Origin of the sequence: Pseudomonas sp. S12(2018), assembly GCF_024355235.1 — a bacterium.
Taxonomy (GTDB): Bacteria; Pseudomonadota; Gammaproteobacteria; order Pseudomonadales; family Pseudomonadaceae; genus Aquipseudomonas; species Aquipseudomonas palmensis.
This window is the reverse complement of the sequence record NZ_QLAD01000004.1, coordinates 108,605-131,248: the sequence shown is the minus strand read 5'-3', so window position 1 is coordinate 131,248 and position 22,644 is coordinate 108,605. Positions and strand designations below refer to the sequence as shown.

Here is a 22,644-nt window from a genome sequence, read left to right as displayed (position 1 = left end):
TCAGCCCCGGGGCATCAGGCCCAGGCCATTGAGCAGCAGCGCCGCGACGAACAGGCTGACCCCGAACGCCGTGTGCGCTGCCAGGCTACGCAGGCGTGCCACCTTGGGGTTGGGGGTGCGACGGGCCAGTACGCCTGCGCCCATGCCCGGCTGCAGAATGAAGAACGGCGCCACCAGCGTGCCGATACCGATCGCCAGCGCCGGCAGCAGGGTAGGGCTGTGGGCCCAGCCGATGCCGAAGATCGCCAGCAGCAGCCCGGCGTACAGCACCCCGATCACATAGTGCGTCGCCCAGCCCAGCAGGGCTTCGCCCGGTACGGGCGGCGCCTTGGCGATGCTGTCATGAATGAACTGACCATGTCGCAGGTGCGCCACCCAGCGCCCGACCATCGGCCAGCTGGGCGTGGGCACCTTCAGCAGCCGCTTCTGTGTTTCGGCCCACAGGTCGGCCAGCGCCGTGCCCAGCAGCCCGATCAGGCTGGCACTGGCGATGAAGTGAAGCAGAGGGGACATGGCGTTGCTCCTGAATAAAACATTCAATGAATTGATTGAATGATTGGCGAATGATAGCTTCCTGTCAATGACCGACCTTCCTCAGCAACATTTCATCGATATCGCCGAGCTGGCCCGCACCCTGGGCCATGCGCATCGGCTGCACCTGCTCGAACACATCGCCCAGGGCGAGCGTGCGGTCGAGCGCCTGGCCGAACTGTGCGGGTTGTCCGTGGCCAACACCTCCCAGCACCTGCAGCACCTGCGTCGCGCCGGCGTGGTACAGACCCGCCGCGACGGCAAGCGCGTGCTGTACCGCCTGGGTGGTGGGCCGATCCTGGAGGTGCTGGCGGCACTGGGGCAGTTCGCCGAGCACAACCGCCTGGCGGTGCGCGAGCTGCTGGCCGACAGCATGAGTGCGCAGGAGCGCCTGGAGGCGATGTCGCGCGACGAACTGGTGCAGCGCCTGCACGAGCAGAGCATCACCCTGCTGGATGTGCGCTCCCACGAGGAATACGCCCTGGGGCACTTGCCGGGGGCGATCAGCATGCCACTGGACGAGCTGCAGCAGCGCCTGGCCGAACTGCCGCAGGACCAGGAGATCGTTGCCTACTGCCGGGGCCCCTGGTGCGTGCTGTCGAGTACCGCCACCGCGGCCTTGCGCGAGCACGGCTTCAAGGTGCGCCGGCTCGACAGCGGCCTGCCGGACTGGCAGGCGGCAGGGCTGCCGGTGGAGGCCTGAGCCTCTGCGGCGGCCCCTGGCGCTTTCGCGCGCGGGCCTGGCAGCGTTACCATCGACGGTCTGACTTTCCATAAAAACAATCAGGAAGCCTATGAACGCCCAAGCCTTACCCCTGCAAGACCTCGCCGCGCCAGAGGGCGTGTGCTACGGCTGCGGTACCTCGCACCCCAGCGGCCTGCACCTGAAAAGCCACTGGGCCGAGGACGGCAGCCACGTGCTGTGCCGGCACGAACCCGATGCCACCTTCACCGGCTGGCCGGGGCTGGTGTACGGCGGGTTGCTGGCGATGCTGGTGGACTGCCATTCGAACTGGACCGCCATGGCCTGGCACTACCGCGCCGAAGGCCGCGAGCCGGGCAGCCTGCCGCGCATCGACTGCGTCACCGGCAAGCTTTCGCTGACCTACCTCAAGCCCACCCCGATGGGCGTGGAGCTGGTGCTCAAGGCGTGGGTCGAGGGTGAGGTGGGGCGCAAGAGCCGGGTCATCTGCGAAGTCTGGGCCGGCGACGTGCTCACCGTGACGGCCGACTCGGTGTTCGTGCGCGTCGACACCGAACGCCTCAAGCAACAGGCCCACGCGACCGTGTAACCCCGGGGGCGATGGCCTTGGACATGTCCCTGGCCGTCGCCCCAGCCAACTCAGAACGGCATCGCCAGCGTCACCTGGCTGTACAGGTTGGTGCCATTGCCGCCCACCTGATTGCCCCCCGTGTTCTCGTCCTTTTTCGGCTGGTACAGCCCCACCAGCGGGCTGACGATCAGGTGCGGGCTGACTGTCCATTCCACGTACAGGTCCAGCTCGCGGGCACCTAGGTTCAGCGCGTTGCGTGTGTGCAGGGTATCGAAGTCGAAATACAGCGCGCCCAGGGTCAGGTTTTCCAGTGGCTTGGCCACCAGGCCCAGGTGATGCACCCCGGTATTGCTGTTGAACGGCCCCGCGTAGTTGGCCGCCACCTCACCCTGGAACCAGGTGCCGTAGCCGGTGCTCAGCCCGGTGAACAAGGCATCCCAGCCTTCGGAATAGCGGGTGTAGCGGTAGGTCAGGCTCGGTGCCCAGGGCAGCTCGGCGAAGGTGTAGCCGGCCTCGGCGTACCAGGCCTTTTCCGGGCCGGCCTGCTTGTCCTGCCAGGCGTACTCGAAGGCGAAGCTGGCGTTGTCGATACCGGCGTTGCCTTCGCCGCGCAGGCTGTAGGTGTCCATGCCGTCGCGTTGGCGCTGGAATTCGCTGGCCCATTGCTCGGTGACGCCCAGGCCGTGAATCCAGGTCAGCCCCAGGGTGCCGGCCGCGGTGGTGTAGTCCAGGGTGCCGGCGGCCAGTTCGGTCTCGGCCTGGGCGCGGTTGTCGGACTTGAGCCACAGCACGCTGGCGTGCACGCCACGCTCGCCGCCCAGGCGCAGCACGGCGGTGCGGTCGAACGCGTGGCGCGCCGCCAGGTAATAGGCGCCGCCACGGTTCAGCGCGCCGTCGGCGGGGCCCTTGCCGAGGTTGGGGCCGTCGTCGTTGATCAGAAAGCCGCGGCCCAGCTTGACCACCTGACGGCCGAACGAGGCATCCACGCCATCCTTGCCCAGCAACGGGAACAGCTCGCCGGAGCGCCAGCCGAGGTAGGCGTCCTCCAGCTTGGTGGTGCGCTCGGTGCCGTCGGTGTTGCCGGCTGCGTCGCCATCGCCCCAGGTGGCGGAACTGACCCAGCTGAGTGCGCCGTAGGCACTGCCGTTGCCGGCCAGGCGCTGGTCGCCGCTGATTCCATACTTGATGAAGCCCTCGCGCCAGGTCGAGCCGCCGGGCGTGGCGTCGTAGTTCTTGCGGCTGTTGAACAGGCCGTACACCGCCAGGATGTCGGCATTCAGGTGGGACTCGTCATCGGCGTAGAGCTCGATGGCCTGGGCTGATGGCTGGGCCAGCAGCGCAGCCAGGCTGAGGGCGGCAAGCAGGTGAGGGTGCAGGTTCATGGTGGTGGGGTCCCCGGGTTGGCGTGAGTGGTGGCCATTTAGGGCGGGGACGGTGGGGGCTGTCTTTGATCTGGCTGCCACATGGATTGATTGTGTGCGCCAGGCGGGTAGGTGCCGGGGTGCTTGCCAGAAGCAGGTTGCTTGGGGCTGTGAGGTCGGCTTCTGCCCGCAGGGTGTGTCAGGCAAACCGGGTGCGCTGGTTTTGCTGCCGCTTTGCGCCAGATCGCGGGGCAAGCCCGCTCCCACGGCCTTGCGGCCAGAAGCAGGTTGTTTGGGGCTGTGAGGTCGGCTTCTGCCCGCAGGGCGTGGGAGTTGGCTTGGCCGACGATCGAGCGCGAAGCGGTCGTAAAACCTGAGTGCAGGGTGTGTCAGGCAAACCGCGTGCGCAGGTTTTGCTGCCGCTTCGCGCCAGATCGCGGGGCAAGCCCGCTCCCACGGCCTTGCGGCCAGAAGCAGGTTGTTTGGGGCTGTGAGGTCGGCTTCTGCCCGCAGGGCGTGGGAGTTGGCTTGGCCGACGATCGAGCGCGAAGCGGTCGTAAAACCTGAGTGCAGGGTGTGTCAGGCAAACCGGCTACGGCCAGAAGTGCGCTGGCAGCCTGCAACAAAACCCCAGGCAGCCACGGGCAAGACGCCAGTCAACCGCCAGCGCACAGTGGCGCATAACCACAACAACGGCATTCGAGGTCGCTCATCATGTCGCTCAACCACACCCTCAGCGTGCACCTGAACCGTGGCACGGTCGGGTTCCCCACAGCGCTGGCCAGCACCATCGGCCTGATCATGGCCAGCCCGGTGATCCTCACCGCCACCACCGGTTTCGGCATCGGCGGCGGTGCGTTCGCCGTGGCCATGCTGATCGCCATGCTGATGATGCTCGCCCAGTCGACCACCTTCGCCGAAGCCGCCGCCATCCTGCCCACCACCGGCTCGGTGTACGACTACATCAACTGCGGCATGGGGCGCTTCTTCGCCATCACCGGCACGCTGTCGGCCTACCTGATCGTGCACGTGTTCGCTGGCACCGCCGAAACCATCCTGGCCGGGGTGATGGCGCTGGTGAACTTCGAACACCTCAACACCCTGGCCGAATCCGCCGGTGGCTCGTGGCTGCTGGGGGTGGGCTTCGTGGTGGTGTTCGGCATCCTCAATGCGTTCGGCATCAGTGTGTTCAGCAAGGCCGAGATCATCCTCACCTTCGGCATGTGGACCACGCTGATGGTGTTCGGCGTGCTCGGCCTGATCGCCGCCCCGGCGGTGCAACTGGACGGCTGGTTCGGCGCGTCGCTGGTGGGCACCGACCTGATCACCGTGCTGTCGCTGGTGGGCATGGCGATGTTCATGTTCGTCGGCTGCGAGTTCGTCACCCCGCTGGCACCCGACCTGCGCCAGTCGGCGCGCACCCTGCCCAGGGCCATGGCGCTGGGGCTGTTGGGCGTGGCCTCGTGCATGTTCATCTATGGCGCGGCGATGAAGCGCCAGGTCGACAACGTGCTGCTCGACGCCGCCAGCGGCACGCACCTGCTGGACACGCCCATGGCCATTCCGCATTTTGCCCAACAGGTGATGGGCGACATCGGCCCGTTGTGGCTGGGCATCGGCTTTCTGTTCGCCGGCGCCGCCACCATCAACACCCTGATGGCCGGGGTGCCGCGCATCCTCTATGGCATGGCGGTGGATGGCGCATTGCCCCGGGTGTTCACCTACCTGCACCCACGCTTCAAGACCCCCATCGTGTGCATTCTGGTGGCGATGCTGATCCCGTGCCTGCACGCCTGGTGGCTGGGCGGCAACACCGACACCATCCTGCACCTGGTACTGGCGGCGGTGTGTGCCTGGAGCACCGCCTACCTGCTGGTGACGCTGTCGGTGGTGATCCTGCGCATTCGCCGGCCCGACCTGCCACGGGCCTACCGCTCGCCGCTGTTCCCGCTGCCGCAATTGCTGTCGAGCGTCGGCATCGGCCTGGGCATGTGGTTCATCACCCCGCCGGGCATGAACCCGGCCCAGGTGTACGTGCCATTCGCCTGGATGCTCGGCGCCACGGCGGTGTACGCGCTGTTCTGGACCCTGGTGGTGCAGAAGGTCAACCCGTTCAAGCCGGCCTCGGTCGAAGAGGTGCTGGCGCGCGAATTTGCCCACCAACCGGGAGTCGAGCATGGCGCATACCCTGCCCACACTGTGGCAAAGGCTGTTTGACCGCGCGCCCTCGGGCTACCGCCCCGGGGTGACGCTGGCGCACCTGCAGCGCAACCTCGGCCTGGCCGGTTGCGAGGTGCTGGGGCCGGGCAGTGCACGCTACGCCCTGGCCGATGGCAGCCTGGCGTTCGAGGTGCGCGAGCGCACCGAGTCGCAGTTGCTGATGCACCTGGTGCTGTGCGAGTTCCGCCTGCAGGTGCCCGGCCCGCAACAGGGCACGGCGCGGCTGGCGTTGCAGCATACCGGTGCACTGCGGCGCAGCGGCCTGCGCTGGCACCGGCTGCGTGGCGAGCGGTCCTGGCAGGCGCGGCTGGAGCAGGCCCTGACCCACGACCCGGCCCTGCAACAGGCGCTGATGCCGCTGGATTTCAAGCGCCTGCACCTGGACCTGGCAGGCGGCTGCTGGACCCTGACCCTGGAGCACATGGGCGGCAGCGAGGTGGTCAACCGCATGCCGGCGTTTCGTCGCTACATCAGCCTGAACCCCGCACAGCGTGACCTGCTGCTGGCCGCATTGAAAGGTCTGGCGCGGCTTGTCGAAGGCCTCTGAACCCGCAGACTGGCACCAAAACTGCTTCCACCCTGGCGACGACGAACGTGTTGCGTGCATATAGCTAACATGTTAACTATTGCCCAACAAAAACAAGATGCCATCGTGGAGTTACCCATGAGTACTCATCAGCTCGCCGGCACTGCGCTGGACCGCTGGAATGCCGACATGCAGCACATTTGCGGGCATTTCGAGACCGAACTTGCATTCAACCGCTCGCTGTTCATCGGCGAGATTTCCACCTGGTCACGCGGCGGCCTGGCCCTGGCCAACCTGCGCACCAACGCCGGGCTGATCCGCCGCGACGGCATCAAGCCCGACCGCGACAACGACCAGCACTGCTTTCTGGTCAGCCAGCGCACCGGTTTCTCCCAGGTCACCCAGAACGGGGTCAGCGTGCAGCTGGCACCGGGCGAGATGCTGCTGATGGACGCGGTCGGGGCCTGTGAAATCATGCCGTTCGGCCTGATCGAACACGCCTCGCTGTCGCTCTCGCGCGAGGCGGTGTGCCGGCAGCTGGGGGGCGATGCGCGTACCTTCGGCAAGATCTCCCAGACCAAGGCCTGCGGGCGCATGCTGCATGTGCTGATGGATCAGCTGTGCAAGGAAAGCGCTCCGGGGGAGGGCGAGCTGGCCGAGGGCCAGGCCCTGCACAGTGCATTTCTGTCGCTGCTGGGGTCGGCCCTGGAGGGCGGCGATGACCAGGTGCAGCCGGGCGCGGCGCTGCACGGCGCCAACCTGCGCAGCTATGTGCAGAAGGTGATCGACGAGTCCCTGGGCCAGCCTGGCCTGTCGCCGGTGAACCTGGCCAACCGCCTGAACATTTCGGTGCGCCACCTCTACCGCCTGTTCGAAGAGCAGGGCGACAGCGTGTGCCGCTACATCCAGCGCACGCGCCTGCAACGCAGCGCCGACGACCTGGCCAACCCGATCCTCAAGACCGAGTCGATCACCACCATCGCCTACAAATGGGGCTTCACCGATTCGGCGCACTTCAGCCGCTCGTTCAAGAAACAGTTCGAACGCTCGCCCAAGGACTACCGCTCCCATAGCCTGGCCGGCCCGGCCTGATAAACCACTGGCTTGACCCTGCGGGGCACAGTGTATAGGCTCGCACGTTCTGGCTACCTACCGGTCGGTAGGTTGGCATTCGGCAGCCAGACCTGTGACCTTTTTGTGGATTCGAGCTATGCACACCCCGCAGTCCCCCCACGTGAAATTTGCCGTGTCCCTGGCGCTGATCGGCGCCCTGGGGCCGTCGGCCATCGACATGTACCTGGCCAGCATGCCGAGCATCGCCGCCGAGTACGGCGCGACCTATGCCGGGGTGCAACTGACGCTGACGGTGTTTCTGCTGGCCATGGGCGCCGGTCAATTGCTGTTCGGCCCGCTGGTCGACACCCTGGGCCGGCGCCGGCCGCTGCTGGCCGGGCTACTGGTGTTCGTGCTCAGTTCGCTGGCCGCGGCCCAGGCGCCCAGCCTCGAAACCCTGCTGGCGGCGCGCTTTGTCCAGGGCCTGGGCAGTGCGCTGACCCTGGTGGTGATCATGAGCATGGTCCGCGATGTGGCCGAAGGGGCGCGCGCCGCGCAGATCTTCGCCCTGCTGATGACCGTAGAGGGCCTGGCGCCGGTGCTCGCACCGGCGGTGGGCGGTTTTGTGGGGGCGCACCTTGGCTGGCGCGCGATCATGCTCACCCTGGCCGGGCTCGGCGTGCTGGTGCTGTTGAACTCGGCCTGGGTGCTCAAGGAAACCCTGGCCGCCGACAAGCGCCAGCCCTGGCAGCCGCGGGACATCCTGCGCACCTACCTGCGCATCGGCAGCGATGGCCAGTTCCTGCGCCCGGCGCTGGCGCTGGCGGCGGTGTTCTTCTTTCTGTTTGCCTACATCGGCGGTGCGGCGTTCGTCTACCAGACCCACTTCGGCCTGTCGGTGCAAGCCTTCGGCACGCTGTTCGGCGCCACCGGGGTGGCAATTCTGCTCGGCGCCATCGCGGCGGGTCGGCTGGTGGCGCGCAAGGGCCTGCTGCGCCTGGCCAAGGCCGGTGCGGGGTGCCTGCTGATCGGTTCCCTGGTGGTACTGGCAGGGGCCCTGAGCGCGGCGGGGCTGGCCGGCATCGTTGCCGGCATGGCGCTGGCGATGTTCGGCCTGGGCATTCTCGAGGCCACGCTGATGTCGCTGGTGATGTCTTCGCAAAGCCGCGCGCTGGGCTCCACGGCGGCGTTGCTGGGCGCCTTCCAGTTGATCATTTCGTCGTTCGCCACGCCGTTGTCGGGCATCATGGCGCCTTTGGGCGCGGCGCACTGGGCGTCGCTGCTGGTGATTTCGGGTGTTGTCGTGGCGCTGCTGGTGCGCGCCTGCACCCGGCACGCGCCGGTCGAGGCGAGCAGCCTGGCCGGGCATTGATACGGGAGAACCCTGCATGAGAACCCTCACGCCTTCGGCGCAGAAGGTCTGCGCGATCGCGGTCGAGCAGTTTGCCGAGCATGGCTACGATGCCGCCTCGCTCAACGACATCGCGGCGGCGGCCGGCATGCGCAAGCCGTCGCTGTATGCGCACTTCAGCAGCAAGGACGACCTGTTCGAGGCGGTGTTCGAGCGTGCGGTGGAGGCCGAGCGGCTGTATGTGGAGCAGTGCTTTGCGCAGTGCGACGACGCGTTGCCGGGGGCCGGCTATGCCCACTGCCTGGGTGAGCGCTATCAGCAGTCGGCGCACCTGCGGTTTCTGCTGCGTACCGCGTTCTTTCCGCCGGCGGCGCTGCGGCCGATCATCTCGGCAGGCTTCGAGGGGTACCTGGCGCGGCTGGGCGAGGTGTTCGAGCAGGCGCTGGGCACGTGCCTGCCGCAGGTGCCGGTGGCGCGGCGGGGGGTGTATGTGGACGCGTACCTGGGGGTGGTGGACAGCCTGAATGTAGAGCTGATCTATGCCGGGCCGCAGGCGTACGCGCGGCGGTTGCGGGCGATGTGGGTGGTGTTCGGGGATGCGCTGGGCGCGGCACCGAGGTGATGCCTTCGCCGGCAAGGCCGGCTCCTACAGGCACCGCGTCATCCCGTAGGAGCCGGCCTTGCCGGCGAAGAGGCCCGTCAGGCCACCGCCAGGTAATGCTTCACGAAGCTCTCGCTCAGCACCTCCCACAGCACCGGCGTGCCCTTGGTCACGAACCAGCTGTCGCCCACCTTGTACAGCGTGCTCTGCCCGGTGCTTTCATCGGTCAGGCGCACTTGGCCGGTCATCACCGTGGCCTGCTCGTTGAACGGGTAGACCATGCGGAACCTGCCCTGGGTGGTACCGAAGTAGGCGCTGCTGAGCGCGTCGGTCGGCGCGCCGAAGGTCATCTTGCCGAAGGCACGCACCTCGCCTTCGAGAATCTCCGAGCCCAGGTCGGCAACGGTGCCCCAGGCGTCGAGTTCGCCGAGCTGGATGTTGTGCTTGAGTGCAGTCAGGGTCATGGCAGTGTTCCTTGAACAGTGGAAAAAAAGGGGGGTCAGCGCCGGCCATTCCAGTACCCCGACAGCTGGTGCCAGGATTTGCCGGCCGTGAGCAGCAGCGGGCGGATATGGTCCTTGCCGACAATCGTCGGGCGCGGGATCGAACTGACCAGGTCATAGCGGGCCGAGCCTTCGCTCATGCCCTCGGCCAGCACCTTGCAGATGATGTGGCTGGGCGTCACGCCGAACCCGGAGTAGCCCTGCACGTAGAACGCATTGCTGCGCCCGGGCAGGGTGCCGACCTGCGGGAACAGGTTGGGGCTGCAGGCCATCGGGCCACCCCAGGCCAGGTCGATCTTCACGTCCTTCAGGTACGGGAAGATCTTCAGCATCAATGCCCGGTTCCAGGCCTTGAGGTCGCGTGGGATATGCTCCACCAGCGGCGTCGCGGCGCCGAACAGCAGACGGTTCTCGTTGGTCACGCGGTAGTAGTCGATCACCGGGCGGATGTCGCTGTAGGCGCCGCGAATCGGGCTGATGCGCCGGATCAGATCCTCGGGCAGCGGCTCGGTCATCATCTGGAAGGCGTAGGTGTTGATGGTGGAGCGGTGCAGTTCGGGTTCAAGCCTGTTCAGAAAGCTGTCGCAGGCCCACAGCAGCTTGCTGGCGCGTACCGAGCCGCGGCCGGTGCGCACGGTGATGCGCTCGCCGTACTGCACCTGCAGCGCCGGGCTGTTCTCGAAGATGCGCACGCCATGCCCGGCCACGGCCTTGGCCTCGCCCAGCAGCAGGTTGAGCGAGTGCACATGCCCGCCGCCCATGTGCAGCAGGGCGCTGCCGTAGGCGTTGGAGCCGATGATCTGGCTGACCTCGCTGCCGCCCAGAAAGCGGATCTCGTGCTGGGAATTCACCGACTTGAAGTCTTTCTCCCAGGCGCGCAGGGTTTTCTCCTGGCGGGCATTGAAGCCCATGTAGCCATAGCCGTGGCAGAAGTCGGCATCGATGGCGTACCGGGCGATGCGCTGCTTGATGATGTCGGCGCCCAGGTCGCTGATCTCGAAGATCTGGCGCAGGCCATCTTCGCCCACGGCTGATTTGATCTTTTCAAGGTCGTGGCCGATGCCGGCCATGATCTGCCCGCCGTTGCGCCCGGTGCCGCCAAAGCCCAGGTAGCGGGCCTCGAGCACGACGATGTTGGTGATGCCCTTTTCGGCCAGCTCCAGCGCCGTGTTGATGCCGGAAAACCCGCCGCCGATGATGACCACGTCCGCGTCTTCATCGTGTTCCAGGGTCGGGAAGCTCAGGTTGTATTTCTTGGTTGCCGTGTAGTAGGTCGGCGTTTCGATCGTGATCATGGCGCAGCCTGAAAAGTGGAGGAGCTTTCGAGGCCTATTAGGGGGCTTGGCGGGGTGGCGTGTCTTGATCCTGCGTGCCGCGTGCCTTGACCGCGGGTGCCAGCGCTGCGCAGGCGGGTAGGTGGCCGCCGGCTTCTTTGTTAAAGTGTTAACAAATAACCTGATGACCGTAGCCTTCCATGTCCAAACCTCGTGTTTCGCTGACTCTTACCTTGTTGCAAGCCCGCGAGGCGGCAATGAGCTTCTTCCGCCCCTCGCTCAACCAGCATGGCCTGACCGAGCAGCAGTGGCGGGTCATTCGTATCCTCAGCCAGCAGGGCGAGCTGGAGATCTACCGGCTGGCCGAACAGGCGTGCATCCTCAAGCCGAGCATGACCGGTGTGCTGGTGCGCATGGAGGCGGCGGGGCTGGTGTGCCGGCGCAAGGCCGAGCAGGACCAGCGGCGGGTGCTGGTCAAGCTGGCGGACAAGGGCGTGGCGTGTTTCGACTCCATGAGCCAGAGCATGGAGGCCAACTACCAGCAGCTGCAGGACCAGTTCGGTGAACAGAAGCTGCAGCAGTTGCTGGGGTTGCTGGAAGAACTGAAGCAAGTACGGCGCTAACTCATTCGCCGGCAAGGCCGGCTCCTGCAGACACCGCAGCCTGTGTAGGAGCCGGCCTTGCCGGCGAAGCGGCCCGTCAGATCAATACACCCCGCCAGCCTTGTCGACAGGTGCCGCCTCACCCTTGAACTTGCCCACCAACCCCTGCAACCCGCGAATCAGCACCGTGGTATCCACCCCCACCGCCACGAACGCCGCGCCCAGTTCGATGTAGCGGCGCGCCAGCGCTTCATCGGCGCTGAGAATCCCGGCCGCCTTGCCCGCACGCTGAATCCGCACGATCGCGTCTTCGATTGCCGCCTGCACGTCAGGGTGCCCCGGATTGCCCCGGTGCCCCATCGACGCACTCAGGTCGGCCGGGCCGATGAACACCCCGTCCACCCCCTCCACGGCCGCAATCCGGTCCAGCTGCGCCAGCCCCTCGACGCTCTCGATCTGTACCAGCAGGCACATCTGCGCATCGGCCTGGTCCAGGTAGCCGGGGATGCTGTTCCAGCGCGAGGCCCGCGCCAGTGCACTGCCCACCCCGCGCACGCCCAGTGGCGGGTAGCGCATGGCGCGCACCAGCTCGCCGGCCTGGGCCGCGCTTTCCACCATCGGCACCAGCAGCGTCTGCACGCCGATGTCCAGCACCTGCTTGATCAGCGCGGTGTCGCCGATCACCGGGCGGATGATCGCCTCGCCAGGGTAGGGCGCCACCGCCTGCAGCTGCGCGAGCATGCCGCGCAGGTCGTTGGGCGCATGCTCGCCATCGATCAGCAGCCAGTCGAAGCCGGCATTGGCCGCCAGCTCCGCGCAATATGCGCTGGCCAGCCCCAGCCACAGGCCGATCTGCGGCTCGCCACTGGCCAGGCGTTGTTTGAAACGGTTCACAGGCAGGTGCATGGCAGTCTCCGAAGGTCAGACAAAACGGCAGGCGATGGAACCGAGCATGTCGTAGTCGACATGGAAGGTATCGCCGGGGTTGGCGGCCACCGGCCGGGTGAACGAACCGCCCAGGATCACCTGGCCGGCCTCCAGCGCCACGTCATACGGCGCCAGCTTGTTGGCCAGCCACGCCACGCCCTTGGCCGGGTGGTTGAGCACCGCCGCCGACACCCCGGATTCCTCGATCACGCCGTTGCGGTACAGCACCGCCGGCACCTTGCGCAGGTCGATGTCGCCCGGGCGCACCGCGCGCCCACCCATCACCACCCCGGCATTGGCGGCGTTGTCGGAGATGGTGTCGAACACCTTGCGCGTGGCGCCACTGTGCGGGTCCACCTGCTGGATGCGCGCATCGATGATCTCCAGCGCCGGGATCACCCATTCGGTGGCATCCAGTACATCGAACAGGGTCACATTGGGCCCCTTGAGGGGTTTGCCGAGGATGAACGCCAGCTCCACCTCCACCCGCGGCACGATGAAGCGTTCGAAGGGGATGTCGCTGCCTTCGTCGAAAAACATGTCGTCGAGCAGCGCGCCGAAGTCCGGCTCGGTGATGTTGGACGACACCTGCATGGCGCGCGAGGTCAGGCCGATCTTGTGCCCGACCAGCTTGCGCCCGTCCTTGATCTTCTGCGCCACCCAGGCGCGCTGGATGGCGTAGGCGTCCTCGATGCCGATGGCCGGGTGATCGAGGGAAAACTGGCGCACCTGCTCGCGGCTGCGCTCGGCGCGGTCGAGCTGGGCGGCGGCTTGAAGGATCTGGCTAGGGTCGAGCATGTTCGGCATCTCTTACTGGGGGTTGACGATGGCAGCCCGGGTGCGCAGCACCAGCAGGCCACCCAGGGCGATGAACAGGGCCAGCACGTACAGCGCAAGGCTGGCGCTGTGGGTGGTGTCGCGCATCCAGCCGATCAGGTAGGGCGCAAGGAACGAGGCGATGCTGCCGAACGAGCTGATCAGCGCGATACCGGCCGCCTGCGTGGTGTTGGACAGAAACGCCGGCGGCAGCTGCCAGAACATCGGCAGGGCGGCGCTGGCGCCCATGCCGGCGACGATCAGGCCGCCCAGCACCATCAGCGGGTTGCCCGGGGCCAGCCCGGCCACGGCGATGCCGAGTGCCGACATCAGCAGCGGCACGCACAGGTGCCAGCGCCGCTCGCGCTGGCGGTCGGACGAGCGCCCGCAGGCGATCATGAACAGGCAGCCGGCCAGGTAGGGGATGGCGCTGAGCAGGCCCACGCGGCCGTCGCTGCCGATACCGGCGCCGTGGATCAGGGTCGGCATCCAGAAGGCCAGGGTGTTGACCGCCAGCATCACCGCGAAGTACACCGCCACCAGCAGCCATACCTGACGGTTGCGCAGGATGCCGCCGAACGAGGTGATCGACTTGCGTTGCTCTTCGCTGGCCAACTGCTCGCGCAGGTGCTGCTTCTGGCCGGCGTCCAGCCAGCTGACGTGCTCGAAGCTGTCGGGCAGGCGCTTGAGCACCACCAGGCCCAGCAGCATCACCGGGGCCCCTTCGATCAGGAACATCCACTGCCAGCCGCGCAGGCCGGCGGCGTCGTGAAACAGTTCCAGGATGCCGCCCGACAGCGGCCCGCCGATCACCCCGGCCATCGGCACGGCAATCGCGAACAGCGCGGTGATCTGGCCACGGCGCCGGGCCGGGTACCAGCGGTTGAGGTACACCAGGATGCCGGGGAAGAACCCGGCCTCGGCCACGCCCAGCAGAAAGCGCAGCACGTAGAAGCCCGAGGCCGACTCGACCCACAGCATGCCGGTGGACAGCGCGCCCCACACGATCATCAGGGTGGCGATCCAGCGCCGCGGGCCGACCCGGTCCAGGGCCATGTTGCTGGGTACGCCGAACAGCGCGTAGGCGATGAAGAACAGGCCGGCACCGAAGCCGTACACCGTGTCGCTGAAGTGCAGGTCGCTGCTCATCTGCATCTTGGCGAAGCCGATGTTGATGCGGTCCAGGTGGGCAAACAGGTAGCAGACCAGCAGCAGCGGCATCAGCCGCCAGGTGACGGTGCCGTGGGTGGAGTCGTGCTGGGCAAGGCTGGCCGATGCGGCGGTATTGGCTGTGCTCATGATCTTGTTCTTTTTGGTCAGAGGGCCGATGGGGGAGCGCAGGGCCGGGTTCAGCCCGGCTGCTGCTGGTTCAGAAACGCGTGCACGTTGTTCTGCTTGAAGTTCAGTTGCGGGTGCAGCTCGATCATTTCGAACGACAGGGCCAGCAGGCGCTGGCTCTGCAGGTCGGCAAAGTGCTCGGTGATCACCGCGAACAGGGCCTTGGCCACCTGTTCGCGGGTGGCCAGGTCGCGCCCGTGGCCGACCTTGAGGGTCATGTGCACGAAGGCGTAGTCGTGCTGCCCGTCGGCCATGCGCCAGGTGTCCAGGCGCACCGCACGGCTGCGGATGCCGCCCAGCGGGAACACGCCCGTGGCGCCCAGGCAGTGGTGGACCTTTTCGAACAGGCCGGGCAGGTCGGCCTGGGCTTGGAGGTTGTCGGTGTACTCGGCGATGAAGTGGGGCATCCTGGGCTCCTTGGCGGGGTCAGACGGGGAAGATGGCGTTGATCTGGCCGGTGCCGGAGCTGCCGAACGGCTCGGTCAGCACCTCCACCGGCCTGTCGTAGTCGGCGCCGCCAAGCAGGCCCAGCAGCATCGCGGTGTCGTGCATGCCACCTTCGCCGTAGCAGTGGCTGGCGTAGTCGGGCAGCATCGCGCAGAACTCCCTGAAGCGGCCCTGCTTCCACAGTTCCACCACGCGCAGGTCCATCTGCTTGTCGAATTCGCGGGTCCAGTTGTGGATGTTGGCCTCGGCGTTGCGGTCGTCCGAGAAGCGGTGCGAGAGCGAGCCGGAGGCCAGCACCAGCACCTTGCGGTCGCTCTTCTCGATGGCCCGGCGCACGGCGGCGCCGAACGTGAAGCTGTCTTCCAGGCGGTGCCAGGCGCACCAGGCGGCGATGGACACCACCTTGAGTCTGTCGGCGGCGGGCACGTCCATGTGCATGTAGCGCATCGGTACCAGGGTGCCGTATTCCAGCTCCAGGCTCGGGATGTTGTGGGCCAGGGTGCGCACGTCGGCGGCATTGGCCTCCTGTGCGATCAACTCGCCCAGTGCCGGCAGGCCGGGGTACTCGAAGTCCATGTTCTTGATGAAGTGCGGCAGTTCGTTGCTGGTGTAGGTGCCCTTGAAGTGCTCGCCGCAGTTGATGTGGTAGCCGCTGTTGACCAGCCAGTGCACATCGAACACCACGGCGGTATCGGCGCCCAGTTCGCGGGCGCGGCGGCCGATCTCCTTGTGGCCGGCGATGGCGGCCTCGCGGCAACCGTGGTGCTTGCCGGGCAGTTCGGACAGGTACATCGAGGGGACGTGGCAGACTTTGGCTGCGAGGACGACTTCGCCCATGGTGGGGTACTCCTGGATCTGTTGTTCTTGTGGTGGGTCAGTGAGTTCGCCATCGCGGGTCAAGCCCGCTCCCACAAGGATCATTGCGGTCCCTGTAGGAGCGGGCTTGACCCGCGATGCGCTTAGAGGCCCCAGCGCGGAATGGCGTGGCTGCCCATCGACACGCACACGTTCTTGATCTCGGCAAACACCTCGAAGCTGTACTGGCCACCTTCGCGGCCGGTACCGGAGCCCTTCACCCCGCCGAACGGCTGGCGCAGGTCACGCACGTTCTGGCTGTTGATGAACACCATGCCGGCCTCGATGCCATGGGCCAGGCGATGCGCCTTGCCGATGTCCTGGGTCCAGATGTACGAGGCCAGCCCGTACTCGGTGTCGTTGGCCAGCTTCAGTGCCTCGGCCTCGTCCTTGAACGGGATCAGGCACACCACCGGGCCGAAGATCTCCTCCTGGGCGATGCGCATGCTGTTGCTCACGTCGGCAAACACCGTGGGCTGGATGAACTGCCCGCGCGCCAGGTGCGCCGGCAGGTTGGCCGGGCGCTCCAGGCCACCGGCCAGCAGGGTGGCGCCTTCCTCGATGCCGATGCGGATATAGCCGGTCACCTTGTCGTAGTGGGCCTGGGTGATCATCGAGCCGACCTGGGTCCTGGGGTCTTGCGGGTCGCCCACGATCAGGCGCCTGGCCCGCGCCGCGAACTCGGCCACGAACTGCGGGTACACGCTCTCTTGAATGAAGATGCGGCTGCCGGCGGTGCAGCGCTCGCCGTTGAGCGAGAAGATGGTGAACAGCGCAGCGTCCAGCGCGCGCTCGAGGTCGGCGTCCTCGAAGATCAGCACCGGCGACTTGCCGCCCAGTTCCATCGAGTACTTCTTAAGGCCCGCGGTCTGCATGATCTTCTTGCCGGTGGCGGTGCCGCCGGTGAACGAAATGGCGCGTACGTCCGGGTGACGCACCAGGGCATCGCCTGCGGTGGCGCCGTAGCCCTGGATCACGTTGAGCACGCCATTGGGGATGCCGGCCTCTACCGCCAGGCGGCCCAGTTCGTTGGCGGTCAGCGGCGACAGTTCGCTCATCTTCAGCACCGCCGTGTTGCCCAGGGCCAGGCAGGGCGCGGTCTTCCAGGTGGCGGTCATGAACGGCACGTTCCACGGCGACACCAGCGCACACACGCCGACCGGCTGGTACAGGGTGTAGTTGAGCATCTGGTCGTCGACCGGGTAGGTGTGGCCATCCATGCGCGTGCACACTTCGGCGAAGAAGTCGAAGTTGTGCGAGGCCCGCGGGATCAGCACGTTCTTGGTCTGGTGAATCGGCAGGCCGGTATCCAGGGTTTCCAGCTCGGCCAGCCGGGGCACGTTCTGCTCGATCAGCTCGCCCAGCCTGCGCATCAGCCGCGCACGCTCCCTGGCCGGGGTGCCGGCCCATTTGGGGAACGCCTCCCGGGCTGCTGCAACTGCCTGGGCAACTTCTTCGGCGCCGCCGCTGGCGACTTCGCCGATGGCCTCGCCGGTGGCCGGGTTGTAGTTGACGAAGACGTCCTTGCTTTCGACCTCACGGCCATTGATCCAGTGCTTGATCATCGGGTTCATGCCTCTTGCGGGTTCAGCGCGAAGAACTCGGCTTCGCTGACAATGCGGTTGACCAGGCGGCCGACACCTTCCACTTCCACCACCACTTCATCACCCGGCACCACGTCGGCCAGGCCTTCGGGGGTGCCGGTGGCGATCATGTCGCCCGGTTGCAGGGTCATGAAGCTGGACAGGTATTCGATCAGGTAGGGGATGTCGAAGATCATGTCGCGGGTGCTGCCCTGCTGCTTGAGCTCACCGTTGATCCAGGTGCGCAGGGTGAGGTTGGACGCATCCGGCACATCGGCCACATCGACCATCCACGGGCCCACCGGGGTGGTGGCGTCGCGGTTCTTCACCCGCAGGTTGGGGCGGTAGTAGTTCTCCAGGTAGTCGCGGATCGCGTAGTCGTTGCACACCGTGTAGCCGGCCAGGTACTGCAGCGCGTCCTCGCGCCTGACGTTGCGCGCCGGCTTGCCGATCACCGCCACCAGCTCGCACTCGTAGTGCATGTACTTGACGTTGTCCGGGCGCCAGGTGACCTGGTTGTGGCCGGTGTAGGTACCGGGCGACTTGACGAAGGCCAGCGGCTCGGTGGGTGCGGCAAAGGCCAGTTCGGCGGCGTGGTCGGCGTAGTTCAGGCCCAGCGCGAACATGCTGCCGGTGGCCGGCGGCAACCACTGCACCTCGTGCTCGGCGAGCAGGCGGCCATCGGCCAGGCGCACGTTGTTGCCATCTTCCACGGTCACGGCGTGGTCCTGGCCCTGGTAACGGATATGGGCGTGTTTCATCAGCGTTGCTCCTGTTCGGCCACGATCGGGTTGGCCAGGCGGCCCAGGCCGCTGATCCGGACCTCGACCTGATCGCCTGGCAGCACGTCCACGCGGCCTTCGGGGGTGCCGGTAATCAGCACGTCGCCTGCGTGCAGGGTCATGAACTCGCTGATCTCGGCGATCAGCTGCGGGATGTTGCGCACCAGGTTGGCGGTGCTGTTGTGCTGGCGCAGTTCGCCATTGACGAACAGCTCGATGGCCAGCTGATGCGGGTCGGCCACCTGCGCGGTCGGCACCAGCTCAGGGCCGAGTACGCAGAAACCATCGCGGCACTTGGCCTTGACCGCCGGGCGGTAGTAGCTGTCTTCGGGCAGGCTGAACTCGTTGACGATGGTGTAGCCGGCCACGTGCTCCAGGGCCTGTTCGACGCTCACGCGGCTGGCGCGCTTGCCGATCACCACGCCCAGCGCCGGGCCCGGCTGCAGGCGTTCGACACCTTGCGGGTACACCACCGGGGCGCCATGGCGGTTGCGCGTGTTGGGGGTCTTGATGAACAGCACCGGCTTGACCGGGGGCTTCTGGTACGGCGCCTGTTCGAATTCGGCGAGACGCTGGTTCAGCAACCCCTGGTAGTTCAGCGCAACGCCGAACAGGGTGCCGGTGGCAACGTCGTGCAGGGCACGGCTCATGCTCTTCTCCTGGCAAGGGCAGGGCGGCAAGCACCCTGCGGGACAAATCGTTAATGTGTTAACGTTATAATTAAGATGTTAACGAAAGGCAAGCGGCGCGTGTCAGGCGTTAAGCTGCCGGCAGAACAGGAACACAGCAGGAAACCCCGTCATGAACGAACGCACGCCGATTCCCAACATCAACATCGGGCAGGTCTACGACCAGCGGTACAGCGATGCCGAGGTGCATTACGACAAGCTCGGCAACCTGGCCGGCTTTTTCGGCCGCAACATGCCGGTGCACCGCCACGACCGCTACTTTCAGGTGCATTACGTCAAGAGCGGCACGGTGCGGGTGTACCTGGATGACCAGCAGTACGTGGAGTCGGGGCCGATGTTCTTCCTTACCCCGCCGACCACCCCGCACTCGTTCGTCACCGAGCCCGACGCCGACGGCCACGTGCTGACCGTGCGCCAGCAACTGGTATGGCAACTGCTCGAAGCCGACCCTGCGCTGGCGCCTGGGCCGCAGGTGGCGCCGGCGTGCGTGGCGCTGAGCGGGCTGGAGGGACGGTTTGCCGACGAGGCGCGGCGCCTGGTGTTGCTGTTCGACGAGCTGCACCGCGAGATCAATGCCGCGCAGGTGGGCCGTGGCCCGGCGCTGGACAGCCTGACCCGGCTGATCATGCTCAGCCTGCTGCGCCTGTGCGCGCGCTCGCTGCCGGCGCGCCAGACCCGGCATGAGGACCTGCAGGTGTTCCACCGCTTCAACGAGCTGATCGAGGCGCATTACCTGGAGCACTGGCCGCTGTCGCGCTATGCGCTGGGGGTAGGGGTGACCGAGGCGCGGCTCAATGACGTGTGCCGGCGTATCGCCGACCTGTCGTCCAAGCGCCTGATCCTGGAGCGCCTGATGCAGGAAGCCAAGCGCCTGCTGGTGTTCACCGGCAGTTCGGCCAACGAGATCTGTTACAGCCTGGGCTTCAAGGACCCGGCGTACTTCAGCCGGTTTTTCCTGCGCTATGCGCAGGTGACGCCGGGCGAGTACCGCCAACGGCAGGCGGGCGTGCGCTGACATGGCATTTTTCCGTTTTTGTTGTTAGGCGCGGCAAGCGCCGCTGCCGCCATGATGGCGGTAGCGGTGTAACGGAAAAATGCCTTTTACAGGGGTGCGCTTGTACTTTTCAGAGCGCTCAGGCGGCGTTGTTCAACCACAGGTTTTCAAAACGCCAGGTGCTGAACAACGTCTGCTCCGGCGCCGCGCCGCCGACCTTGCGTGAAAACGCATCGAGCAGGTTGGCATAGCCCCAGATCAGCAGGCCGCCCTTGTCGTACTGGATCTGCTGCGCCTGGTGGACCAGTGCGGTGCGCCTGGCCAGGTCCGGCTGGGCCATGGCCTGCAGAAACAGCTGGGTGAACTGCGGGTCGTCGAAGTGGGTCTTGTTGGCCACCGCGAACGGCGCGTCGGTGTGCATGGCGCTGGCCAGGAACGGCGCACCGATGGTGCCGCCGGTGCTCAGCAGCCACTGGTCCTGCTGCGGGCCGTTGAAGGTGGCGCTGTCGACCTGGCGCACATCGAGGGTCACGCCGATGCGCCTGGCCTGCTCGGCCAGCACCAGCGCCGAGGCCAGCGCCGGCCCGGCGGTGGTCACCAGTTCCACCCGCAGGTGTTCCTGGCCAGCCTCGCGCAGCAGTTGCGCGGCGCGCTGCGGGTCATGGGCACGCGGGGGCAGGGCGTGGTTGAAGGTGGGGTCGAACGGGGCGTACAGGTCGTTGGCCACGCGGCCCTGGCCGTTGAGGGCGCGGCGCACCAGCTCGTCGCGGTCGGCCAGCAGGCGCAGTGCCTCGCGCACCCGCGGGTCGTTGAATGGCGGCTTGCTGGTGTTCATTTCGAACGACAGCCAGTTGCCGCTGATCGACGTCACCAGGTTCAGCCGCGGGTCGCGCTCGAGCACCTGCAACTGCTCGCTGGGCATGCCGTTGGCCATGTCGATCTGCCCGGCACGCAGCGCGGCCAGGCGCGAGACCTGGTCCTTGAAGTCGATGATCTCCAGTTCATCGGCATACGGCCTGCCGGCCTTGTAGTAGTTCTCGAAGCGGCTGAACACCGAGCGCTGGCCGGGGGTGAAACTCTTGAACCGGTAGGGCCCTGCGCCGACCGGGTTGGTGACCGGGTGATAGTCCACCGGCACGATGCCACCGAAATTCACCCAGGTTTCCGGCAGTGGCAGGAAGCTGCGGCCGTCCTTGAAACTCAGGCGCACCGTGCGGTTGTCGAGCTTGACCAGGTTGTCGCGGTCCACCCAGTGCAGCAAGGCGGCGTAGGGCGAAGCCAGCTGCGGGTCGGTGAGGCGGCGGATCGAGAAGATCAGGTCGTCGGCATCGATGGTCTTGGCGTTGTGGAATTCCAGGCCCTGGCGCAGGCGCAGGGTCCAGCTGCGCGCGTCGCTGCTGGCCTCGGCGAACTCGGCCAGGGCCAGGCGCGGCTGCATCTGCTCGTCCCATTCCCACAGTTTGCTGTACAGCGCAAAGCCGCGCACGATGCCGCTGCCGATGGGCTTGTGGGCGTCGAGGTTGCCGGTCTGGCCGCCGTCCAGGATGCCCAGGCGCAGGCGCCCGCCGTGCCGCGGCTGGGCAACCCCGGCGGCGGGGGCGGGGGCGTCATCCGGGCCGCAGCCGCTGAGCAGGCTGGTGCCCAGCAGCAGGCCGCCGCCCATGGCCAGGCCCTGGCCGATGAACTGGCGCCGGCTGTAGTGGTTGGGGTTCATGGCTCAGGCTCCTGCCGCGCGCAACTGCGCGGTGGCCTGCACGGGCCGGCTCAGCGCCTGCCGTTCACCGCGAAAGTGCGGCAGGACGTGCTCGCCCAGGCGGTAGGCTTCTTCCAGGTGCGGGTAGCCGGCCAGGAAGAACAGGTCGATGCCCAGCGCGTTGTACTCGCGAATGCGCGCCACCACGTTGGCGTAGCTGCCCACCAGCGCCAGGCCCGGCGGGATGCCGATGTGGCTGAAGCCCGACCACACGTTGGGGTAGATGAAGAAATCGTCGAAGCCACGCTCGTCGTGCTCGGGCCGGTAGTCCTCCTCGTAGCTGAGCTTGCGCGCGGTACGCAGCCCTTCGTGGGCCGCCTTGGCCTTGGCGGCCCCCCTGGCCACGCCCTCGTCGAAAAAGCGCTTGGCTTCGGCCAGCGCCAGTGCCTCGGTCTCGCGGGCGATCACGTCGATCGACAGGCCGAAGCGGATGTCGCTGCGGCCGAACGTGAGCGCACGCTGGCGGATGTCGGCGATCAGTGCGGCGATCTCGTCGGGGTGCTCGGCGCGCATCAGGTAGAAGTCGGCATGCTTTGCAGCGAACTCGCGGGCGGCAATCGACGAGCCGGCGGTGCAGATCAGCGGCAGCTCAGCCTTTTTCTGCGGCCCGCGCAGGCCGCCGCCTTCGGCCTTGTAGAAGCGCCCGTCGTAGTGGAAGTGCTCCGAGTGCCAGTAGCCCTTGACCACATCCATGAACTCGGTGGCGCGGGCGTAGCGCTCGTCGTGCTCGGCCAGGTCGCCGACCTGGCGCTGGAGGGCGTCCGAGCCGCCGTTGATGATGTTCCACACCAGCCGGTTGCCGCTGGCGCGCTGGTAGGTGGCGGCCTGCTGCACCGCCACCCACGGGGTGTAGTGGTAGGGCTGGAACGCGGTGACGAACTTCAGCGTGCGGGTTTCGCGGGCCAGCAGCGAGCACACCGTCCAGGGCTCTTCGCCGGACGGCGCATTGACCATCAGCGCACCGCCGAAGCCGTTGATTTCGGCGGCCCGGGCAATCTGCCCCAGGTAGTCGATGTAGGTGAAGTGGTCACCGACCGCAAACCCCGACACCGCGCCGGTGCTGGCGCCGCCGGCATGCCAGTCGCCGCGGTTGCGCGGGTCGCCGGGCAGGAACTGGGTTTCACCGTGCAGCGGCAGGCGGGTAAAGAATTCGATGCTCATGGG

The 22,644-nt window shown here is 66.8% G+C and carries 23 protein-coding genes; 9 read left to right on the top strand and 14 right to left on the bottom strand.

Annotated elements, in window-relative coordinates; genetic code table 11:
• Positions 1-513 (bottom strand): DUF2938 domain-containing protein, encoded by a 513-nt coding sequence (locus DN388_RS10965; RefSeq protein WP_054914421.1) that lies wholly within the window; start codon positions 511-513, stop codon positions 1-3.
• 67 nt (positions 514-580) lie between these two features.
• Here DN388_RS10965 and DN388_RS10960 point away from each other — a divergent pair, with 67 nt between their 5' ends.
• Positions 581-1,234 (top strand): metalloregulator ArsR/SmtB family transcription factor, encoded by a 654-nt coding sequence (locus tag DN388_RS10960; protein WP_043860058.1) that lies wholly within the window; start codon positions 581-583, stop codon positions 1,232-1,234.
• Positions 1,235-1,325: 91 nt separating this feature from the next.
• Positions 1,326-1,823: a PaaI family thioesterase gene (locus DN388_RS10955; RefSeq protein WP_043860059.1), complete on the top strand. Its 498-nt coding sequence runs from the start codon at positions 1,326-1,328 to the stop codon at positions 1,821-1,823.
• Positions 1,824-1,873: 50 nt separating this feature from the next.
• Here the strand turns inward: DN388_RS10955 and DN388_RS10950 are convergent, their stop codons facing one another.
• Positions 1,874-3,187 carry an alginate export family protein gene (locus DN388_RS10950; protein ID WP_253086960.1) on the bottom strand — a complete coding sequence of 438 codons (1,314 nt, stop codon included), beginning with the start codon at positions 3,185-3,187 and terminating at the stop codon, positions 1,874-1,876.
• A gap of 693 nt (positions 3,188-3,880) precedes the next feature.
• On the opposite strand from DN388_RS10950, the gene DN388_RS10945 reads away from it, so the two are divergent.
• The 5 genes from DN388_RS10945 (at position 3,881) to DN388_RS10925 (ending at position 8,938) form a co-directional block, all read left to right on the top strand.
• On the top strand, positions 3,881-5,383 hold the full coding sequence (locus DN388_RS10945) for an APC family permease (protein ID WP_088515095.1): 1,503 nt from the start codon (positions 3,881-3,883) through the stop codon (positions 5,381-5,383).
• A complete protein-coding gene (locus tag DN388_RS10940; protein ID WP_043860062.1) occupies positions 5,343-5,933 on the top strand; it encodes a DUF3156 family protein in 591 nt (196 codons plus the stop codon). The genes DN388_RS10945 and DN388_RS10940 overlap by 41 nt, the downstream gene beginning before the upstream one ends.
• Positions 5,934-6,050: 117 nt before the next feature.
• Positions 6,051-7,004: a transcriptional regulator FeaR gene (gene feaR, locus DN388_RS10935; RefSeq protein ID WP_058540261.1), complete on the top strand. Its 954-nt coding sequence runs from the start codon at positions 6,051-6,053 to the stop codon at positions 7,002-7,004.
• Between the two features lie 118 nt (positions 7,005-7,122).
• On the top strand, positions 7,123-8,337 hold the full coding sequence (locus tag DN388_RS10930; RefSeq protein WP_088515092.1) for a multidrug effflux MFS transporter: 1,215 nt from the start codon (positions 7,123-7,125) through the stop codon (positions 8,335-8,337).
• 16 nt (positions 8,338-8,353) lie between these two features.
• Entirely contained in the window at positions 8,354-8,938 is a 585-nt protein-coding gene (locus DN388_RS10925) for a TetR/AcrR family transcriptional regulator (RefSeq protein ID WP_078481241.1), read from the top strand.
• A 77-nt stretch (positions 8,939-9,015) separates the two neighbouring features.
• Here the strand turns inward: DN388_RS10925 and DN388_RS10920 are convergent, their stop codons facing one another.
• Positions 9,016-9,381, bottom strand: coding sequence for a cupin domain-containing protein (locus DN388_RS10920; RefSeq protein ID WP_100632703.1), 366 nt, complete (start codon positions 9,379-9,381; stop codon positions 9,016-9,018).
• Between the two features lie 35 nt (positions 9,382-9,416).
• Positions 9,417-10,715, bottom strand: coding sequence for an FAD-binding oxidoreductase (locus DN388_RS10915; protein ID WP_078481239.1), 1,299 nt, complete (start codon positions 10,713-10,715; stop codon positions 9,417-9,419).
• A gap of 179 nt (positions 10,716-10,894) precedes the next feature.
• Between DN388_RS10915 and hpaR the strand changes: the two genes are divergently transcribed.
• Positions 10,895-11,317, top strand: coding sequence for a homoprotocatechuate degradation operon regulator HpaR (hpaR, locus tag DN388_RS10910; RefSeq protein WP_043860068.1), 423 nt, complete (start codon positions 10,895-10,897; stop codon positions 11,315-11,317).
• An 81-nt stretch (positions 11,318-11,398) separates the two neighbouring features.
• Here hpaR and hpaI read toward each other — a convergent pair whose 3' ends face one another.
• The 8 genes from hpaI to DN388_RS10870 all read right to left on the bottom strand — a co-directional run bounded on the left by hpaI (position 11,399) and on the right by DN388_RS10870 (position 18,694).
• Positions 11,399-12,202, bottom strand: a complete 804-nt coding sequence (hpaI, locus tag DN388_RS10905; protein ID WP_254999756.1) for a 4-hydroxy-2-oxoheptanedioate aldolase — start codon at positions 12,200-12,202, stop codon at positions 11,399-11,401.
• A gap of 15 nt (positions 12,203-12,217) precedes the next feature.
• Positions 12,218-13,021 carry a 2-oxo-hept-4-ene-1,7-dioate hydratase gene (hpaH, locus tag DN388_RS10900; RefSeq protein ID WP_043860070.1) on the bottom strand — a complete coding sequence of 268 codons (804 nt, stop codon included), beginning with the start codon at positions 13,019-13,021 and terminating at the stop codon, positions 12,218-12,220.
• Positions 13,022-13,033: 12 nt separating this feature from the next.
• Positions 13,034-14,338, bottom strand: coding sequence for an MFS transporter (locus DN388_RS10895; RefSeq protein ID WP_043860071.1), 1,305 nt, complete (start codon positions 14,336-14,338; stop codon positions 13,034-13,036).
• 50 nt (positions 14,339-14,388) lie between these two features.
• Positions 14,389-14,784: a 5-carboxymethyl-2-hydroxymuconate Delta-isomerase gene (locus tag DN388_RS10890; RefSeq protein ID WP_043860072.1), complete on the bottom strand. Its 396-nt coding sequence runs from the start codon at positions 14,782-14,784 to the stop codon at positions 14,389-14,391.
• A gap of 19 nt (positions 14,785-14,803) precedes the next feature.
• The gene (gene hpaD / locus DN388_RS10885) at positions 14,804-15,661 is read right to left on the bottom strand and encodes a 3,4-dihydroxyphenylacetate 2,3-dioxygenase (protein WP_043860073.1); all 858 of its coding nucleotides are present in this window, start codon (positions 15,659-15,661) and stop codon (positions 14,804-14,806) included.
• 122 nt (positions 15,662-15,783) lie between these two features.
• Positions 15,784-17,244: a 5-carboxymethyl-2-hydroxymuconate semialdehyde dehydrogenase gene (hpaE, locus tag DN388_RS10880; protein WP_043860079.1), complete on the bottom strand. Its 1,461-nt coding sequence runs from the start codon at positions 17,242-17,244 to the stop codon at positions 15,784-15,786.
• A gap of 5 nt (positions 17,245-17,249) precedes the next feature.
• A complete protein-coding gene (locus DN388_RS10875; RefSeq protein ID WP_123753080.1) occupies positions 17,250-18,023 on the bottom strand; it encodes a fumarylacetoacetate hydrolase family protein in 774 nt (257 codons plus the stop codon).
• Entirely contained in the window at positions 18,023-18,694 is a 672-nt protein-coding gene (locus DN388_RS10870) for a fumarylacetoacetate hydrolase family protein (RefSeq protein WP_043860075.1), read from the bottom strand. Before DN388_RS10870 ends, DN388_RS10875 begins: the two co-directional genes overlap by 1 nt.
• A gap of 151 nt (positions 18,695-18,845) precedes the next feature.
• Here DN388_RS10870 and hpaA point away from each other — a divergent pair, with 151 nt between their 5' ends.
• Entirely contained in the window at positions 18,846-19,748 is a 903-nt protein-coding gene (gene hpaA, locus DN388_RS10865) for a 4-hydroxyphenylacetate catabolism regulatory protein HpaA (RefSeq protein WP_254999743.1), read from the top strand.
• 118 nt (positions 19,749-19,866) lie between these two features.
• Here the strand turns inward: hpaA and DN388_RS10860 are convergent, their stop codons facing one another.
• Together DN388_RS10860 and DN388_RS10855 are read right to left on the bottom strand one after the other, a co-directional pair.
• Entirely contained in the window at positions 19,867-21,441 is a 1,575-nt protein-coding gene (locus DN388_RS10860; RefSeq protein WP_054914430.1) for an ABC transporter substrate-binding protein, read from the bottom strand.
• A gap of 3 nt (positions 21,442-21,444) precedes the next feature.
• Complete coding sequence (locus DN388_RS10855; protein WP_058540253.1) at positions 21,445-22,641, bottom strand: LLM class flavin-dependent oxidoreductase; 1,197 nt, start codon at positions 22,639-22,641, stop codon at positions 21,445-21,447.
• Positions 22,642-22,644 lie beyond the last annotated feature (3 nt).

Excerpts from the sequence above, each read along its gene's own strand:
- DN388_RS10920 (WP_100632703.1), bottom strand. The coding sequence starts at position 9,381 with ATGACCCTGACTGCACTCAAGCACAACATCCAGCTCGGCGAACTCGAC.
- DN388_RS10950 (WP_253086960.1), bottom strand. The coding sequence starts at position 3,187 with ATGAACCTGCACCCTCACCTGCTTGCCGCCCTCAGCCTGGCTGCGCTG.
- DN388_RS10955 (WP_043860059.1), top strand. The coding sequence starts at position 1,326 with ATGAACGCCCAAGCCTTACCCCTGCAAGACCTCGCCGCGCCAGAGGGC.
- DN388_RS10940 (WP_043860062.1), top strand. The coding sequence starts at position 5,343 with ATGGCGCATACCCTGCCCACACTGTGGCAAAGGCTGTTTGACCGCGCG.
- hpaE (WP_043860079.1), bottom strand. The coding sequence starts at position 17,244 with ATGATCAAGCACTGGATCAATGGCCGTGAGGTCGAAAGCAAGGACGTC.
- hpaA (WP_254999743.1), top strand. The coding sequence starts at position 18,846 with ATGAACGAACGCACGCCGATTCCCAACATCAACATCGGGCAGGTCTAC.
- hpaI (WP_254999756.1), bottom strand. The coding sequence starts at position 12,202 with ATGCACCTGCCTGTGAACCGTTTCAAACAACGCCTGGCCAGTGGCGAG.
- DN388_RS10895 (WP_043860071.1), bottom strand. The coding sequence starts at position 14,338 with ATGAGCACAGCCAATACCGCCGCATCGGCCAGCCTTGCCCAGCACGAC.
- DN388_RS10945 (WP_088515095.1), top strand. The coding sequence starts at position 3,881 with ATGTCGCTCAACCACACCCTCAGCGTGCACCTGAACCGTGGCACGGTC.
- DN388_RS10860 (WP_054914430.1), bottom strand. The coding sequence starts at position 21,441 with ATGAACCCCAACCACTACAGCCGGCGCCAGTTCATCGGCCAGGGCCTG.
- DN388_RS10925 (WP_078481241.1), top strand. The coding sequence starts at position 8,354 with ATGAGAACCCTCACGCCTTCGGCGCAGAAGGTCTGCGCGATCGCGGTC.
- hpaD (WP_043860073.1), bottom strand. The coding sequence starts at position 15,661 with ATGGGCGAAGTCGTCCTCGCAGCCAAAGTCTGCCACGTCCCCTCGATG.
- DN388_RS10890 (WP_043860072.1), bottom strand. The coding sequence starts at position 14,784 with ATGCCCCACTTCATCGCCGAGTACACCGACAACCTCCAAGCCCAGGCC.
- DN388_RS10875 (WP_123753080.1), bottom strand. The coding sequence starts at position 18,023 with ATGAAACACGCCCATATCCGTTACCAGGGCCAGGACCACGCCGTGACC.
- DN388_RS10965 (WP_054914421.1), bottom strand. The coding sequence starts at position 513 with ATGTCCCCTCTGCTTCACTTCATCGCCAGTGCCAGCCTGATCGGGCTG.
- hpaR (WP_043860068.1), top strand. The coding sequence starts at position 10,895 with ATGTCCAAACCTCGTGTTTCGCTGACTCTTACCTTGTTGCAAGCCCGC.
- DN388_RS10915 (WP_078481239.1), bottom strand. The coding sequence starts at position 10,715 with ATGATCACGATCGAAACGCCGACCTACTACACGGCAACCAAGAAATAC.
- DN388_RS10870 (WP_043860075.1), bottom strand. The coding sequence starts at position 18,694 with ATGAGCCGTGCCCTGCACGACGTTGCCACCGGCACCCTGTTCGGCGTT.
- hpaH (WP_043860070.1), bottom strand. The coding sequence starts at position 13,021 with ATGCTCGACCCTAGCCAGATCCTTCAAGCCGCCGCCCAGCTCGACCGC.
- DN388_RS10855 (WP_058540253.1), bottom strand. The coding sequence starts at position 22,641 with ATGAGCATCGAATTCTTTACCCGCCTGCCGCTGCACGGTGAAACCCAG.
- feaR (WP_058540261.1), top strand. The coding sequence starts at position 6,051 with ATGAGTACTCATCAGCTCGCCGGCACTGCGCTGGACCGCTGGAATGCC.
- DN388_RS10960 (WP_043860058.1), top strand. The coding sequence starts at position 581 with ATGACCGACCTTCCTCAGCAACATTTCATCGATATCGCCGAGCTGGCC.
- DN388_RS10930 (WP_088515092.1), top strand. The coding sequence starts at position 7,123 with ATGCACACCCCGCAGTCCCCCCACGTGAAATTTGCCGTGTCCCTGGCG.